This is a genomic window from Myceligenerans pegani (assembly GCF_014892515.1).
GTDB lineage: Bacteria > Actinomycetota > Actinomycetes > Actinomycetales > Cellulomonadaceae > Myceligenerans > Myceligenerans pegani.
Genome location: NZ_JADBGR010000107.1, coordinates 152,785 through 169,042 on the forward strand (window position 1 = coordinate 152,785; position 16,258 = coordinate 169,042).

10 protein-coding genes are annotated in these 16,258 nt (G+C 70.8%); 2 read left to right on the forward strand and 8 right to left on the reverse strand.

Going from position 1 to position 16,258, the window contains the following annotated elements; translation table 11 throughout:
- Nucleotides 1–15: 15 nt before the first annotated feature.
- Nucleotides 16–2,445 carry a glycoside hydrolase family 3 C-terminal domain-containing protein gene (locus IIE03_RS21540; RefSeq protein ID WP_192864819.1) on the reverse strand — a complete coding sequence of 810 codons (2,430 nt, stop codon included), beginning with the start codon at nucleotides 2,443–2,445 and terminating at the stop codon, nucleotides 16–18.
- A gap of 1 nt (nucleotide 2,446) precedes the next feature.
- Nucleotides 2,447–5,215, reverse strand: a complete 2,769-nt coding sequence (locus IIE03_RS21545; RefSeq protein WP_192864820.1) for a beta-glucosidase — start codon at nucleotides 5,213–5,215, stop codon at nucleotides 2,447–2,449.
- Nucleotides 5,216–5,325: 110 nt separating this feature from the next.
- On the opposite strand from IIE03_RS21545, the gene IIE03_RS21550 reads away from it, so the two are divergent.
- Entirely contained in the window at nucleotides 5,326–5,943 is a 618-nt protein-coding gene (locus tag IIE03_RS21550) for a TetR/AcrR family transcriptional regulator (protein ID WP_192864821.1), read from the forward strand.
- Nucleotide 5,944: 1 nt separating this feature from the next.
- Here IIE03_RS21550 and IIE03_RS21555 read toward each other — a convergent pair whose 3' ends face one another.
- Nucleotides 5,945–6,550 carry a TetR/AcrR family transcriptional regulator gene (locus IIE03_RS21555; protein WP_192864822.1) on the reverse strand — a complete coding sequence of 202 codons (606 nt, stop codon included), beginning with the start codon at nucleotides 6,548–6,550 and terminating at the stop codon, nucleotides 5,945–5,947.
- 161 nt (nucleotides 6,551–6,711) lie between these two features.
- On the opposite strand from IIE03_RS21555, the gene IIE03_RS21560 reads away from it, so the two are divergent.
- On the forward strand, nucleotides 6,712–7,533 hold the full coding sequence (locus IIE03_RS21560) for an SDR family oxidoreductase (protein ID WP_192864823.1): 822 nt from the start codon (nucleotides 6,712–6,714) through the stop codon (nucleotides 7,531–7,533).
- A gap of 9 nt (nucleotides 7,534–7,542) precedes the next feature.
- On the opposite strand, the gene IIE03_RS21565 is transcribed toward IIE03_RS21560, so the two are convergent.
- The 5 genes from IIE03_RS21565 to uidB form a co-directional block, all read right to left on the reverse strand.
- Nucleotides 7,543–9,981 (reverse strand): glycoside hydrolase family 3 N-terminal domain-containing protein, encoded by a 2,439-nt coding sequence (locus IIE03_RS21565; protein ID WP_318843114.1) that lies wholly within the window; start codon nucleotides 9,979–9,981, stop codon nucleotides 7,543–7,545.
- Nucleotides 9,982–9,986: 5 nt separating this feature from the next.
- The gene (locus tag IIE03_RS21570; protein WP_192864824.1) at nucleotides 9,987–11,540 is read right to left on the reverse strand and encodes an ABC transporter substrate-binding protein; all 1,554 of its coding nucleotides are present in this window, start codon (nucleotides 11,538–11,540) and stop codon (nucleotides 9,987–9,989) included.
- A gap of 196 nt (nucleotides 11,541–11,736) precedes the next feature.
- Nucleotides 11,737–12,975, reverse strand: a complete 1,239-nt coding sequence (manD, locus tag IIE03_RS21575) for a D-mannonate dehydratase ManD (protein WP_192864825.1) — start codon at nucleotides 12,973–12,975, stop codon at nucleotides 11,737–11,739.
- Between the two features lie 8 nt (nucleotides 12,976–12,983).
- The gene (uidA, locus tag IIE03_RS21580) at nucleotides 12,984–14,774 is read right to left on the reverse strand and encodes a beta-glucuronidase (protein ID WP_192864826.1); all 1,791 of its coding nucleotides are present in this window, start codon (nucleotides 14,772–14,774) and stop codon (nucleotides 12,984–12,986) included.
- A 77-nt stretch (nucleotides 14,775–14,851) separates the two neighbouring features.
- Nucleotides 14,852–16,234 (reverse strand): glucuronide transporter, encoded by a 1,383-nt coding sequence (gene uidB, locus IIE03_RS21585; protein ID WP_192864827.1) that lies wholly within the window; start codon nucleotides 16,232–16,234, stop codon nucleotides 14,852–14,854.
- Between the last annotated feature and the right edge of the window lie 24 nt (nucleotides 16,235–16,258).

The following is a 16,258-nucleotide window of genomic DNA, read 5'->3' on the forward strand; positions in this document are numbered from 1 at the left end:
CGCGCCGGGCCGTCGTCACCGGTTGACCAGGCGGAGAAACCCTTCGATCGCGTGTCGTCGCACCTTGCCGGCGGTGTACCCCTCGATCTTCGCGAAGGGCATGTTGACGAGGAACATCACGTTGTTCGCGGCCAGGGGGCGACCCGCCGCCATGAGCAGCCGGCGCGCCGTCGTCAGCACACGCAGCACCGCCCGCCCGAGCAGGTTCGTGTGTCGCAGCTGGGCGACCGTGTCGTCGAGGCCGAGCGGCGCCGACCTGTCCCAGGACGACGGCGGCGCGGGGCGGCCGAGAAGGGCGGCGAAGGCGTCGTCGTCCACGCGCTGGACATCCCCCGTCGCGTACGGACCCAGCTCGGCACGCCGTCGGGCGGCACTCGCCGCGTCGGGCAGGAGCGGAGCGACGCCCGGCCCGCGCTCGACCTCGACCGTCGTGGAGAGGCGGATGTCCTCGACCGACGCCCCCACCTCGACGAGGAAGGCCCCTCCGGGACACAGCCAGCGGGCGGCGTCCGGGTCGTAGTACTCGACGGCACGGCTGTCGACGGCGATCTCGACGCGTCGTTCCTCGCCGGGCCCGAGCGCCACCGAGGCGAAACCGGCGAGCTGCGCGCGCGGGTGCGGCACCTCCGGCGCCCGCGGCCCGGTGTACACCTGGACGACCTCGCGGCCCGGACGGTCCCCCGTGTTGCGCAGGGTGCAGGCGACGACGCCGCCGGTGGGACCGAGGTCCACGTCCAGGTCCGTGTAGTCGAAGGTCGTGTAGCCGAGCCCGTGGCCGAACGGGTAGCGCACAGGAACGTGGCGCGTCGAGTAGTAGCGGTAGCCGACGAACAACCCGTCGCGGTGCTCGGACGTCAGCTCCCGGCCGGGATACACGGCGGCCGGGCTCGCCGCGCGCGCGGACGGCACGTCCGCGTAGCGCACCGGGAAGGTCACGGCGAGGCGGCCCGTCGGCTCGACCGCACCGGTCAGCACCTCCGCGACGGCGGTCCCGCCGCCCTGCCCGGCGAGGGAGGTGTGCAGGATCGCGGCGACGTCGTCGGCGAACGGCAGCTCGACGGGCGCCCCGCCGGCCAGCACGACGACGACGCGTTCGTGCGCCCGGGTCAGCTGCCCCAGCAGCGCGAGCTGATCGGCCGGCAGGCGCAGGTGCTCGCGGTCCACGCCCTCGGCCTCGCTCGACTCGTCCAGGCCGAGGAAGAGGAGCACCGTCTCCGCCCGCGCCGCGAGTGCGAGCGCCTCGCGGGCGAGCTTCCGGCTGCGTCGGCCGAACCGGTGGAAGCCGCGCGCGAAGCCGACCACCTCGACGTCACGGGTCCGCAGGGCGCTCAGGGCGTCGTCGACGCGTGTCGGATTGACCAGGGACGAGCCGGCGCCCTGGTAGCGCGGGGTGGCGGCGAAGTCCCCGACGACGGCGACGCGTGCACCCGGATGCAGCGGCAGGATGGGCCTCCCGTCACCGGCAGGGGCGTTCCTGAGCAGGACCAGGCAGCGGCGGGCGGCCTCGACGGCGGCGTGGTGCTGGGCCCCGGGATCGACCTGGGGCGGGTCGGCGAGCGCCGCCGTGGTGTCGAGCGCGAGGGCGACGACGTCGTCGACGGCGCGGTCCAGGGTGGCTTCGTCCAGGTCGCCGGATCGCACCGCGGCAACGATCTCCGCGTCGGTGACGCCGCCCGTGGAGGGCATCTCGAGCTGGTTGCCGGCGCGCAGACCGGCCACGCGGTCGTGGTTGCCGCCCCAGTCGGTGACGACGACGCCCTCGAAGCCCCACTCGCCGCGCAGGATGTCGCGCAGCAGGTGGGTGTTCTCGTTGGCATGGGTGCCGTTGACCTTGTTGTAGGCGGTCATGAGCACCCTGGGGTGGGCCTGTTCGACGACGCGACGGAAGCCCTCGAGATAGATCTCCCGCAGGCTTCGCTCGTCGACCACCTCGTCGATCGACATGCGCAGGTGCTCCTGGCTGTTGACCGCGAAGTGCTTGGGGCAGGCGGCGATCCCGGTGGACTGGATCCCGCGGACCATCGCCGCGGCCAGGTCCCCGGACAGGCGGGGGTCCTCCGAGAAGTACTCGAAGGACCGCCCGCCCAGCGGGTTGCGGACGATGTTCAGCCCCGGGCCCAGCAGGACGGCGACGCCGGCCGCGGCCGCCTCCGTGCCGAGCCGCTCCCCCACGCGTTCGAGCAGTCGGGGGTCCCACGACTGCGCGAGTGCCGCCGCCGTCGGGAAACAGGTGGCCGGCAGCGACGCGTTGAGGCCGAGGTGGTCGGCCTTGCCGCCCTGCTTGCGCACGCCGTGCGGCCCGTCGGTGAGCATGATCGCCGGGATCCCGGGCAGGGTCTCGGTGTTCCAGAAGTTGGCGCCGGAGGTCAGGGAGGCCTTCCGGGGCAGGTTCAGGCCGCGGAGGACCTCCGGGTGGCGGAGGGGCTGGGCCGAGGGCTTCGTCATGTCAGATCCGGTTCGTCAGGGTCACGTAGTACAGGATGTGGTGGGCGGCCTCGCGCAGGGCGGTGAGCGTCCCGGCGCGGTCCTCGTCGAGGTACGCCTTGAGTTCCTGCTCGTAGGCGCCGTCACCTGGCAGGTCCACGAGGAGCCCGAGCATCAGGTCGTTGCCCGAGCGGGCCGCCTGGAGCGCGTCGAAGTGCCCGCCCTGGCCGGCGACACCGGCGTCGGTGATGACGAACCCCTCGAATCCCCACTCGGAGCGCAGGATGTCGGTGAGCAGCGCACTCGATCCGCCGGTCCACGTCGTCCCGATCCGGTTGAAGGCCGTCATCGCCCCGTGGGCGCCTCCGTCCTTGACCGCGGCCTCGAACGGCTCGAGGTGCAGTTCGCGCCACGCCTGCTCGGTCGTCCACACGTACAGCCCCATCGCGGCGCGGTTCGTCTCCTGCACGTTGCCGGCGAAGTGCTTGATGACCGCGATCGTGCCCTCCGACTGGAGGCCGGCCACGTACCGGGCGCCGATCCGTGCCGTGAGGAGCGGGTCCTCGGAGAAGTACTCGAAGTTGCGTCCGCCGAGCGGCGTCCGGTGCAGATCGAGCGAGGGCGCGTACACCGCGTCGACCTCGTAGGCCTGCGCCTCCGCGCCCATCGCGCCGCCCACCTCGCGCGCCAGCGCGTCGTTCCAGGTCGCGGCGAGCACCACCGGCGTCGGGAACGCGACCGTCGCCCAGTGCCCGAGGTAGCTGCGGATGCTCGCGGGACCGTCGTACATCGTCGTGCGAGGCACGCCCAGCCGGTCGATCCCGGACGACCAGTACCCGCCGTTGCCGGCGAGCCGGACCAGTTCCTCCTCGGTGAGCTGGTCGAGGAAGTCGTCCCAGAGCGGGTCGTCGATCGCCTTGCCCTCGAGGTCCTCCAGCACGATGCCGCGGTCCGCCCCGGTGGTCGGCGCGACGGCGGACGGCGCGGCCACGTGCTCGAAGTCCGCCTCCAGCAGGCCGTCGGGCAGCAGGAGGTCGTCGGCGGCGGGCGCCTGCGGCATGGTCCGCTCCGGGTCCTGCCGGGACAGGTAGGTCAGGTCGCCACGGGCGTCGTCGAACCGGTTGGTGACCCTCGTTCCCGTGACCGGGTCGGTGCGGTGGACAACGGTGTCCCGCTGGGTGTACGTGGCCGAGCGGACCGTGTCGTGGACGTGACGGGCCACCCGGATCTCGTAGTCGCCCGCCTCGAGCACCCAGGCGCGATGCTCCTGGTCGTCGTACGAGGCCATGTCCGAGGTGTCGAACGTCACGGAGACGGTCTCGGACTCCCCGGGCGCGAGCTCGCCCGTCTTGGCGTACCCGCCGAGCACCGTGGCGGACTTCTCGATGCCACCGGGCGTGTACGGCGCGTCGTAGTACACCTGCACCACGTCCTTGCCCGGCACGTCTCCGGTGTTGGCCACCGTGACCCTCGCCGAGACCTCGGCCGTGTCCGCCTCGATCGCCTCCACCCGCCACTCGAAGTCCGTGTACGAGAGTCCGTGCCCGAACGGGTACTGCACGACGTCGTCGTAGCGATCGTCCTCGACGAACGTCTCGAAGTACCGGTAGCCGACATAGATGCCCTCGAGATGGTTGGTGAAGTAGCGCCCGGTGGGACTCCCCGCGGCGTCGACGTACTCGAAGTCCCCGGTGTTCGCGACGGCCGGGTGCGATCTCACGTCGTACGCGTAGGTGTCGGTCAGCCGACCCGACGGGTTGACCCGGCCGGTCAGCGCCCGGGCGACCGCGTCCATGCCGATCTCGCCGGGGCCGCCGAGCCACAGCGCCGCGTCGACGTTCTCGAGCTCGTCCAGGATGCCCAGCTCCATGGCGTTGGCACTGTTGATCAGGACGACGACGTGCTCGAACGTCGCGGCCAGGAGTTCCAGCGTCGCGCGCTCCTCAGCGGTCGGCCGCAGGTCCTCGGGGGAGAGGTCCATGCCCTCCATCCCGGCACGCGACAACACGTACACGGCGGTGTCGGAGTGTTCACGGGCCCGCGTCAGGACGTCTCGCGGCAGGTCGGCGACGGGCATCTCCCGCGGTGAGGCGGCGAGGAACCCCTTGACCGCCGGCAGCAGCGTGTCGAGGACGTCGGGCCCCGGTTCCCGGTAGGGCTCGGTCGACACCTCCCCGCTCTCCGCGTAGTTGCCGTACACGTCACGCACGGTTTCGTCGTAGTCGATCCCCTCGGCGTCCAGCGCCGCGAAGAGGGACCGCGCACCGACCGGCGAGATGCCGCCCGCTCCCCCGCCCCCGTAGACCGGGGTCACGGCACCGACGCCGAACACGCTGACGGCGCGCTCGGCGAACGGCAGGGTGTCCTCCTCGTTCTCCAGCAGCACCATGCCCTCGGCCATCACCTGGTCCGCCACCTGGAGCGAGTGGGCCCGTGTGCCGGCCTGGGCCGGGGTCTCGGGGCGCGTCGCCGTGTGGTACCAGAGGCCGAACGGAGCCACCAGGAGCGCGACGACGGCGCCGGCCGCGGTGAGCTTCATCCAGCGGTGCTCGCGCCTGCGGAAGGCCTTGTACCCCTTCTTCCGCGCCCGGCGCTCCCGGCGCGACTCCACCGCGCGGATCTCCGCCTTCCAGTCCTTGATCTCGCGGGCGTCGGCCCTGCGTGCCGCGGCCCGCTCCGGCCGGCTCAGGGTCGCCCGGCGCTCCCTGCGCCGCGCCCGGAGGTCGGCGTGACGCTGCCTCGCGTCCGCCGTGTGCCGCCTCACGAGCTGTCGGTACTCACTGCGTTCCATGTCAAGTCGTCCTTGCCTTGGCGTGCGGCCGCGACGGGCCGGGTGGTGCGCGAATACCGTACGCCATTCGGTTTCTGAATGCCAAAGCCCGCTCGGTTTACGATCGGTCCATGGCTCGACGAGGCGGGTACGCGAAGGGGATCGCCAAGCGCGAGGAGATCCTGTCCACCGCACTGGACGTCATCGCGCGACACGGCTACCGCGGGGCATCCGTCAAGGAGATCGCCGACGCCGTCGGCCTCAGCCAGGCCGGGCTCCTGCACCACTTCGGCTCCAAGGAAGACCTCTTCGTCGAGGTGCTGCGCAAGCGCGACGAGCACGACACCGCCGTGGCCCTCACCGCGTTCGCCGAGCGCGGGATCACCGGAGCACTCGACGCCTTCGTGGGCGTGATGCGCGCCAACGCCGACGTGCCCGGGCTCGTCCTGCTCTACTCGGCCCTCGCCGTCGAGGCGGCCGACCCGGACCACGCGGCCCACGCCTACTTCCGCGACCGGCGCGAGATCTTCCGCGCCGCGCTCGCCGGCGGGATCCGGCAGATGCAGGACGACGGCGCCCTCGACGCCCACCTCGACCCCGACACCCTGGCCACCGCGATCCACGCCCTCGCGGACGGGCTCCAGGTCCACATGCTCATCGAGCCCGGCCTCGACATGGCGGGCGTCATCCAGCACGTCGTGGGTGCGCTCCGGCCGGAGCCTCGTCACGACGAGGGCGGCCGCGCGTGAGTCAGAGGGATTCCCGCAGGGGTGCGACCGCGCTCATGGCCTGGTCCACCAGTTCGCCGAGCGGCTGTTCCGCGTCCTCCGACACCCATTGAGTCAGGGCGGAGTCGAGACTCGCCAGGGCCGCGCCGGCGAGCGCGATCGCGGCGATGCGGGCCGAACCGTCGGTTCGCGCGGCGAGGCGCGCCTGGAGGACGTCGGCCAGCACGTCTCGCCAGTGGGCATGTTTGTGCAGGTGAGTGGCGTGCAGCGCGGGCGTGTTCAGCGTCATGCGGGTGATCCGCAGCGACATCGGCCCCGTGCCGAGCTGGTGCACGAGGCCGTCGAAGGCGCGCCGTAGCGCGAACCACGCGTCCTCCTCGGACGGGCGCGCGGCCAGAGCGGCGGCGAGCTGGGCGCCGGTCTCGACGCTCCATTGCCCGATCACGTCCTCCTTGCTGGAGAAATAGCGGTGGAAGCTGCGCCGGGAGAGGCCGGTCACCGCCGCGATCTGCTCGACCGTGGTCTCTTCGAAGCCCTGCTCCACGAACAGCCTGAGCGCCGCCTCCGCCAGCTGCGCGCGCACCGCGTTGCGCGTGCGCTCCCGCAACCCGACCTTCGGCTCGTCCATGACCGCAGTATATCCGGCGTGACTCGCGGAGCTACTTCGAGCGCTTCGAGCCTGTCTTGACACAGTGAGACACGTTTGGCGTAACCTGACGTCACTGATGACGCGGCCGCTCGTGCCGCGTCCCGCATCCGGCGTCCGCCGGACGAACGAGAAGGACCCTCATGTCGAAGACCTGGTTCATCACCGGCGCCTCCCGCGGTTTCGGCCGCGCCTGGACGGTCGCCGCCCTCGAACGCGGCGACCGGGTCGCCGCCACCGCCCGCGACACCCGCACGCTCGACGACCTGGCCGCCCGCTTCGGTGACGCCCTGCTCCCCCTCCGGCTCGACGTCGACGACCGCGCCGCGGGCACCGCCGCGGTCCAGGACGCGCACCGCCACTTCGGCCGCCTCGACGTCGTGGTCAACAACGCCGGCTTCGGCCACTTCGGCGCCATCGAGGAGGTCACGGAGGACGAGGCCCGCGCGCAGCTGGAGACCAACTTCTTCGGCGCCCTCTGGATCACCCAGGCCGCGCTCCCGCTGCTGCGCGAGCAGGGCGGCGGCCACATCGTGCAGATCTCCAGCATCGGGGGCGTGATGGCGCTTCCGGGGCTGGGCATCTACAACGCCTCCAAGTGGGCCCTGGAGGCGTTCTCCGAGGCACTGGCCGCGGAGGTCGCGCCGTTCGGCATCAGGACCACGCTGATCGAGCCCTCCGGGTTCGCCACCGACTGGGCCGGTGCCTCGGCGCACCGCTCCGAGCCGAACCCGCTCTACCAGCCGATCCGCGACAGGATGGCGCACTGGAGCAGTGCCGGCGGAGTGCCCGAGGCGGAAGACAGCGTCGAGGCCATGCTCGCGGCCGTGGACGCCGAGGAGCCGCCCCTGCGGCTGATCTTCGCCTCCCGGGGATACGACATGGTGCTCGCCGTCCACGAGCAGCGCATGGCGACCTGGCGGGACTGGGAGAAGATCAGCCGCTCGGCGGACCCGAAGGAGTAGCGTCCCGGGTCATCGCCACCCAGCCGGGGTGCACCGCGGAAGGTACGCGTGCGGCTCCGTGACCTCCACCCGCTCGCCGGTCACGGTGAACTCGCCGGCGAGCGGAAGGTCCTCCGACGACGTCCCCACGCGGAGGCGATAGGTGCCGGGGTCGACGACGAACGACTCGTCCTCGCACGAGTACCCGAGTTGCCTCATGTCGACGGAGAAGGTGATCCGCTCGGCCGCGCCCGGAGCGAGGCCCACGCGGCCGAAGGCGGCGAGCTGACGCTCGGGTCGCGTGATCGACCGGGCCGGGGCGGAGACGTAGAGCTGGACGACCTCCGCGCCGTGCCGGGAGCCGGTGTTGCGCACACCGACGTCGACCTCGAACGCGTCGGTGAGGGAGGCCGGCGGCCTGACCGCGATGTCGGACAGCTCGAACGTCGTGTATCCGAGCCCGAACCCGAACGGGTAGAGGGGTGACTTGTCCAGGTCGACGTAGCCCGTGAACTGGTCCGCGTCCGTGCGACGCTGACCGCTGCCGACCTTCTGGGCGTGGTGGACGGGTACCTGCCCGACGTGCCGCGGGATGGTGAAGGGCAGCTTGCCGGACGGCGAGACCTCGCCGGTCAGCACGCCCGCGAGGGCCGGACCCCCCTCGGGTCCCGGGTAGTAGCCCGTGACGATCGCGTCGGCGAACGGCTCGACGCCGGCCAGTGCGTACGGCTTGCCCATGTACAGCACGACGACGACCGGTTTCCCCAGGCCCGCCACCGCCTCGACGAGCGCCAGCTGCCGGCTCGGCAGGTCGATGGTCGCGGCGTCGGACCCCTCTCCCTCGGTCGCCCGCCCCGCGAACGCCGCCGAGCGACCGCCGATGGCGAGCACCACGACGTCGCCTCTCCGCGCGACGTCGAGGGCGGCATCGATGTCGGCGGGTTCCTCGTCCAGGACACCGGTGCCGCTCGCGGTCAGCACGGTCGATCCGGGCAGGGCGTCGGTGAGCGCCTGGTAGAGCGACCTGGCGCCGTAGGACTCCCGGGCGACCTTCTCCGGATCGATCTTCGCGAGTTCCTCCGTCCTGGCCCGCACCGTCGCCCGGGTCGCGGGGTCGGGGTCCGACAGCGCCTGCTCCATCCCCGCCATGCGCGACCGTCCCGACAGGATGCCGCGGAGCATCTCGAGGAACGGCGGATGCGTGTAGTTGGCGAACCCGGCCATGACCGAGTCGGCGTGGGGACCGATCACCGCCACCGAGCCGACGTCCGCCGCCAGCGGGAGGACGCCGTCGTTCTTCAGCATCGTGACGGACTCGTCCGCGATCGTGCGCGACAGGTCCCGGCCGCTGACCGAGAGTTCCGTGAGCGCGCGGGGGTCGGCGTCGACGTCGGGACGCTCGAAGAGGCCGAGCGCGAACTTGTGGGTGAGGGTGCGGAGCACCGACCGGTCCACGTGGGCCATGGGCACCGTGCCGCGTTCGATCGCCTCGACGAGCCCGGGCCCGTACGCGTACGGACCCGGGAGCTCGACGTCCAGGCCGGCCCCGAGGCCCGCGGCCCCGGCGTCGTCGATCCGCCCGACACCCTGGCGGTGGACGACGTAGTGGAGGCTGCGGTAGTCGGAGACCACCGTCCCCGGGAACCCCAGGCGGCCGCGGAGGAGGTCGTCCAGGATCGCCGGGGCGGTCGCCACGGGCTGCCCGTCGATCTCGGAGTAGCTGTTCATGACGCTCTGCAGGTTCGCCAGACGGATCGCCGCGCCGAACGGCGCCGCGTACACGTCGAACAGCTCGCGCGGCCCCAGGTGGGTGGCGGCCATGTTCTGGCCGCCCTCGGTCATCGCGTACCCGAGGAAGTGCTTCGCGGTGGCGATGACACCGGAGCGAAGGTCGTCGCCCTGAAGGCCACGCACGTAGGACACGCCGAACGCGGAGGCGAGCAGGACGTCCTCGCCGTACGTCTCGTGGATCCGGCCCCATCGGGCGTCCCGCGCGACGTCGAGGACCGGCGCGAGAGCCTGCCGGACCCCGGACGCGGTCATCTGACGCCGGATCAGGTCGGCCATGAGCCGCACCTTCTCCGGGTCCCAGGTCGCCGCCAGCCCGATCGCCGTGGGGAACGAGGTGTATCCCCCGGCTACGACGCCGTTCAGCGCCTCGGCGTGCAGGATCGCCGGGATGCCGAGACGCGTGTGGTTCCTGAGGTACGCCTGGATCTCGTTGTTGAACCTCGCGATGCCCACGGCGTCGCCGGCGGCCGTTCCGACGCCCGAGATGTGTCCGATGCCTTCGGACAGGGCGGCATCGAGCTTCTCCCTGGTCACCTGGTCCGGGGCGCCGAGGGCCTGCGGGAGGACTCCCGTGAGCTGCGCCACCTTCTCCCTGACCGTCATCCGTGCGAGCAGGTCGCGTGCGCGGTCCTCCGGCGCTCGGGCCGGATCCGTGCGACCCGGATCGGTGCGGTCCACGGCGCCTATGACCTCACGCCGAAGAGGCGCACCGTCGGCACCCCGCTCGTGCCGTCGTCCAGCATCGTGACACCGTCCGCGGTCGCCCACGTCGTCCCGGTGTAGACGAACGGCGCCTGGAGGGCCTGGTCGACCGCGTAGGCGTTGAGCTCGCGATAGGCGGGCAGGGCCTGCTCCGGATCGACCGTGCTCTCGATCTCGTCGAACAACTCGTCGAGCGTCTCGTCGGTGTAGCCGCGCGGGTTCGAGAAGCCACCGGGCGAGTAGTGCGTGTACGCGCTGGTGGCCGTCGAGTTGAATCCTTCGATCTGCAGGTACAGGGGGTACTCGCCCGACGAGAGCGCGCTCTGCGCCTGCTGCGGCGGCACCGGAACCCATTCGAGCCCCAGGCCGATGTCCTCGAACGCCTGGGAGAGCGCCGGCTCGAAGGCCGTCGAGAGGTAGGTGCTCGGGATCTTGAAGGTCGTGCCGGTGAAGCCCGCCTCCTCGACGAGGGCCTTGCCCTTGGCCGGGTCGTACTCGTACCGGTTGAGGGACTCGTCGTAGACGTCGCCGTACGGGCTGAAGACCTGGTTGCTCACCACGCCCGCCCCGCCGAGGATGGACTTCTGGATGTTCTCGCGGTCGATCGCGTGGTTGATCGCCTGCCGCACCCGGACGTCTCCGAGTGCGGGCCACTTCTCACCGGCGCGGTCGAGGATGTTGATCACGGCGACCGCGGATGCGTCGATGGTCGTCATCGAGTAGCTGTCACCGAGCTGCTCGACCATCTGTCCCCGGACCGTCGCGGCGTTGATCTCACCGGCCTGCAGTGCGTTGAACGACGCCGTCGGGTCCTGCAGCACCTTCACCGTGACGGTCGTGAACGGGTAGGCGTCGGCGTTCCAGTAGTCGTCGCGCTTGCGCAGGACGTACGACGTCCCGGGCACCGTCTGCTCCGTGTCCAGCGTGTACGCACCCGAGCCGATCGGATCGGTCGCGGTGCGTTCCTCGTCCATGGTGCCGGGGTGCCCGACGGTCCCGAGGCTCAGGGCGAGCTGGGGAAGGAACTCCGGGTCGTACGCCTCGAACTCGACGAGCACCGTGCCGTCGTCGACGGCGTCGACGCCCGAGACCGCGTCGAACTTCGGCTGCAGCGGGCCGGGAGTCTCCATCGATCGTCGCATGGTGGCGGCGACGGCCTCCGCGTCGACGGGGTCACCGTTGCTGAAGGTCATGCCGTCACGAAGCTCGAGCGTCAGCTCCGTGCCGTCCTCGTTGTACTCCCAGCTCTCCGCCGCGTTGGGCCGCAGCTCGCCGGTCCCGTTCTCCTTCGACAGGAGCGTGTCGTAGACGGACGACCAGACGAACATCTGCTGACCGTCGATGAGCTGCGCCGGATCCATGGAGTTCGGCGGCGAGTTGACCGCGAGCGCGAGTTCCGCGGCCGCCGGGCCGCCGTCCTGGTCGTCGCCGGCGCCCCCGGAACCGCCGGAGCATGCGCCGAGGAACAGGGCCGCGACGGCCACCGAGGCGATCGCGGCGGAGCGGCGGGTACGCCGCCGGGAAAGGGAAGACATGGGATTCAGACTCCTTTGTGTGAACCGGCCCGGCTGACGGGGCGCGACATCGCGCGGCCGGGTGAACGTCTGGCTGGGAGTAAAGCACGGTCGGGGCACCGTTGACAACCGATTGCCATCGGTGCCCCGAGGTGTGATGCGATCGTGATGACGTGTTCCTGGGGCCTGGATCAGCAACCGATTGTCGCCGACCTGCTCACCAGTCGTGGACGGTGCCGTCGGCCAGCCGGTTGTACGGCAGGTAGGCGCGTTCGTACGGGTAGCGCCCGGCCTCGTCCGTGTCGAGCTCGACGCCGAGACCCGGCTCGTCGCCCGGGTGCAGCGACCCGTTCTCCCACCTGTACGACTGCTGGAACACCTCCTTCGTCCGCGCACCGTGCTGCATGTACTCCTGGATGCCGAAGTTGTGGATCGCGAGGCCGAGGTGCACCTGCGCCGCCATGCCGACGGGCGAGATGTCCGTCGGGCCGTGGAAGCCCGACTTGATCTGGTACTGCGCCGCGTACTCGATCGTCTTCCGCAGCGGGGTGATCCCACCCATATGGGTCGCGGCGCCGCGCACGTAGTCGATGAGCTGTTCCCGGATGAGGTCCTGGAAGTCCCACACGGTGTTGAAGATCTCGCCGATCGCCAGCGGCGTCGTGGTGTGCCGGCGCACGAGCCGCAGCGCCTCCTGGTTCTCGGCGGGCGTGCAGTCCTCGAGCCAGAACAGGTCGTACGGCTCGAGGTCCTTGCCGAGCTTCGCCGCCTGGATCGGGGTCAACCGGTGGTGGCCGTCGTGCAGCAGCGGCAGCTCGGGACCGAACTCGTTGCGGACGGCCTCGAACACGCCCGGCAGGTGGCGCAGGTACGCCCGCGTGTCCCAGTCCTCCTGGACGGGAAGAGCGCCGCGGCGGGCGGGCTCGTGGTCGTACCGCGCCGCGCCTCCGCCCGCGTCCGCGGCCTGCGACGCGATGCCGTAGATCGCCCTCAGGCCGGGCACGCCGGACTGGATCCGGATCGCCCGGTACCCCTGGTCGAGATGCTCCCGCACGGAGTCGAACAGCTCCGGGAGCTCCTTGCCGGACGCATGGCCGTAGGCCAGGAGCCCTTCCCGGGACGCGCCACCGAGCAACTGGTAGAGGGGCAGCCCTGCGACCTTGCCCTTGATGTCCCACAGCGCCATGTCGACCGCGGCGATCGCGGCCATCGTGACCGGGCCGCGACGCCAGTACGCTCCCCGGTAGAGGAACTGCCACGTGTCCTCGACGCGGTGCGGGTCGCGTCCGATCAGCAGCGGTACGACGTGCTCCGTGAGGTACGCGACGACGGCGAGCTCACGCCCGTTGAGGGTGGCGTCCCCGAGGCCCGTCACGCCGTCGGACGTCGTGATCTTGAGCGTCACGAAGTTCCTGTCCGGGCTCGTGACGACGACCTCGGCCTTCTCGATCTTCATGGGGGTCCTCACTCCTGTGGCTTGGGCTTGCCGTCACCGAACGAGGTCCACCGGCGGCGCAGCTCGTGGGCCGCCGCCTTGGGCTTGCGATCGCGGGTGAAGACGCCCTTCTTGTTGCCCTCGACGCGGTGCGTCCCGTTCGAGGTCTGGAAGTCGGCGAAGTTCCACACCTGCTCGCCGACGAAGTACGGGATGTCGTCGAAGACGCGGTGGTACATCGCCAGCAGGTTCGCCTGGTACTCCTCGGTCCACGGGCCGTCCCAGACGGAGTGGGCTCCCGGCTGCGTGTCGGCGCCGTACTCGGTCATCATGACCGGCTTGCCGAACTTCTCCCAGCTGGCGAGATCCCTGCGCAGGTACTGCTCGGCCGCCCTCAGGTCGCCGGGCACGACGTACCAGCCGTAGTACCGGTTCAGGCTGATGACGTCGAACAGGTCCACGATCCTGTCGTTCTCGGCGTTCGCGAACATGACGATCGAGTACGTGAGCGGCCGCGTCGGGTCGAGCTCGCGCGCCAGCTCGACGATCGGTTCGAAGTACTCCCGGGACCCGTCCTCGTTCGAGGCGGGCTCGTTGATGAGCGACCACATCACGACGCTCGGGTGGTTCCTGTCCCGTGCGATGAGCTCGCGGACGTGCTGCGCGAGCACATCCCGGGATGGGTCACCGAGCACCTCGGGCCCGAAGGTGCGTTCCTCCCCGCCCGTCGAGATGCCCGCGCCGATCAGCATGTTGAGCCCGACGGCCGCGGTCTCGTCGATGACGACCATGCCGTGGCGGTCGGCGAACTCGAGCACCTCCTCCGCGTACGGGTAGTGCGAGGTGCGGAACGAGTTGGCGCCGATCCAGTCGAGGAGCTGGAAGTCGTGCACGAGGAAGGCGTTGTCGTGCCCCTTCCCCCGGACCGGGGTGTCCTCGTGCTTGCCGAAGCCCTTGAAGTAGAACGGCTCGCAGTTGATCAGGAACTCGCTGCCCCGCACCTCGACGGTCCGCACCCCGACCGGCAGGGTGTACTCGTCGACGAGATGGGACCCGTCCCGCAGTTCGACGGTGAGGTCGTAGAGGTAGCCGGCGCCCGGTTGCCAGAGCGTCACGTCCGCGATCTCCAGGGTTCCCGTGGCACCCGCGGCGGAGGTGACGAAGTTTCCGGCCTCGTCGCGCAGCGTGACCAGGACGTCGGCCGAGCCGCTCAGCTCGACCGTGTAGTCCACCCGACCGGTCGAGCCCTCGTAGCCGGTGACGACCGTGACGTCGGAGACATGAGTCCTGGGCACGCTGTGCAGCCGCACGGATCGGGCCAGCCCGGCGTAGTTGTAGAAGTCGTGGAGATACTTCTGCGACCGCGTACCGTCCGGCCCGGTCGCGACCGTTCCCGGCGGGATCGTCTCCCGCGTCAGCCGGTTGTCGACGGCGACCGTGAGACGGAAGGTCTCCCCTGCCGTCACGTGGTCGGTCACGTCGACGTCGAAGGGCGTGTATCCACCGACGTGCTCGCCGACCCGCAGGTCGTTCACGTACACGTTCGCGGCGTGCGTCGCCGCGTCGAAGCGGATCAGGACGCGCTGGTTGCCCCATCCGCGCGGCACGCGCACCTCACGCTGGTAGAACACCCGGCCGACGTGGTCACGGATCGCGGGGTCGGCGAACTGGTCGTTGTAGCTCGCGGGAACGGCGGCCTCGAGCTTCGTGTCGAGCGGGGCCGCGTGGGCCTGGTCCGGCACCTGCGCGTCGGTCGCGAACGCCCAGAGTCCGTCGAGCGAGATCTGCTCGCGCGTCGCGGTGATCCGGGGTCTCAGCATGTGTGTTCCTCCTGGGGTGTGGTGGTTGCCCGGCGGCGTGACGCCGGGTCTGGGATCGGCGGGGGTCGGCGGCTCGGTCACGAGGCGCTCACCTCGTGGGACTCGTCGTCGGCTGCCGTCCTGCGGCGCTCCTCGATCTCGGCGACGAGCCGGGCGTGCACGGCGTCGGTGAGCGGATAGGCGAGCATGAGCAGGCCGGCGGCGATCACGAAGATTCCCGGCAGGAGCCCGGCCGAGGCCCGGATCCCCCACAGGGCGCCCTCCGTCTGCGTCTCGGCGCCTCCGACATAGCCCGTGAGAGCAAGCGCGTAGGCCGCGAAACTCGCGCCGAGTGCCTGGCCCACCTTGCGGGTGAAGGAGAAGGCGCTGTAGATGATGCCCTCGGCCCGCACGCCCGTCCTCCACTCGCCGTACTCGACGGTGTCGGCCTCGAACGCCCAGATCACGATGTTCATGATCATCACGGCGGGCAGCGAGATCATCAGCGCCCCCATGGCGATCCACACGGTCGGGGCCACGAAGGCGACCAGGCTCGCGGCCCCGGAGAACACCGCCGACGTGATGAACACCGGGCGCTTTCCCCAGCGCCTGACCAGCGACGGCACGACGGGTGCGACGGCGAAGGTGACGACGAGCTGCGAGATCGAGAGGATCGGCATGAGGCTGAGCGCGTCGAACACGTCCCGCATGTAGTACACCTGCGCGGTCGTCTTCGAGAACTGTGCGAGCAGCATCAGCACGGCGGACACGCAGAGGATGAGTAGCGGGCGGTTGCCCTTCATGATCTGCACCGACTGGCGCAGGCTGGCCGCGGGGACGTCCCGCTCCACCGTCTCCCGCACGCTGAGGAAGCAGAACGTGTACAGCACGATTCCGATCACCGCGAGGACCACCGTCGTCGTCGTGAAGAACCGCTGCAGGTCGTCGGTCCGGTCCAGGAGCGGCGCGACGACCGCGCCGAGCGCGGCGCCGACCACCGTGCCACCGATGGTGCGCGCCGACGCGAGCTTCGCCCGCCCCGCGGGTTCCTGCGTCATCGCCGCCGCGAGCGCACCGTAGGGGATGTTCACGAACGTGTACGCGATACCGAGCATCGCGTAGGTGACGTAGGCGTAGAGCAGTACGCCCGTCTCGCCCAGCGGGGGGATCGTGAACGTCGCGATCGACAGCAGGAGGAGCGGAACCGCGCCGAACAGCAGGTAGGGGCGGAACTTGCCGAACCGGGTGCTGGTCCTGTCCACGATGCGGCCGACGACGAGGTCGGTGACGGCGTCGAACACGCGCAGGACGAGGAAGAGCGTGCCCGCCGCGGCGGCCGTGATCCCGGCGACGTCGGTGTAGTACAGCAGAAGGAACTGCGTCGCCAGCATGAACGCCACGTTGTTCGCCGCGTCACCGGCCCCGTAGCCCACGACGCCGACCGTCCGCAGAGGCCTCCCCTGCGCTGGTCCGTCCGCCATCACCATCACTCCCTCGTGATCGTC

What these genes read in the sequence shown, in the direction of transcription:
- uidA (WP_192864826.1), bottom strand. Translation starts at nt 14,774, where the DNA reads ATGCTGAGACCCCGGATCACCGCGACGCGCGAGCAGATCTCGCTCGAC.
- IIE03_RS21560 (WP_192864823.1), top strand. Translation starts at nt 6,712, where the DNA reads ATGTCGAAGACCTGGTTCATCACCGGCGCCTCCCGCGGTTTCGGCCGC.
- uidB (WP_192864827.1), bottom strand. Translation starts at nt 16,234, where the DNA reads ATGGCGGACGGACCAGCGCAGGGGAGGCCTCTGCGGACGGTCGGCGTC.
- IIE03_RS21540 (WP_192864819.1), bottom strand. Translation starts at nt 2,445, where the DNA reads ATGACGAAGCCCTCGGCCCAGCCCCTCCGCCACCCGGAGGTCCTCCGC.
- IIE03_RS21545 (WP_192864820.1), bottom strand. Translation starts at nt 5,215, where the DNA reads ATGGAACGCAGTGAGTACCGACAGCTCGTGAGGCGGCACACGGCGGAC.
- IIE03_RS21555 (WP_192864822.1), bottom strand. Translation starts at nt 6,550, where the DNA reads ATGGACGAGCCGAAGGTCGGGTTGCGGGAGCGCACGCGCAACGCGGTG.
- IIE03_RS21570 (WP_192864824.1), bottom strand. Translation starts at nt 11,540, where the DNA reads ATGTCTTCCCTTTCCCGGCGGCGTACCCGCCGCTCCGCCGCGATCGCC.
- manD (WP_192864825.1), bottom strand. Translation starts at nt 12,975, where the DNA reads ATGAAGATCGAGAAGGCCGAGGTCGTCGTCACGAGCCCGGACAGGAAC.
- IIE03_RS21550 (WP_192864821.1), top strand. Translation starts at nt 5,326, where the DNA reads ATGGCTCGACGAGGCGGGTACGCGAAGGGGATCGCCAAGCGCGAGGAG.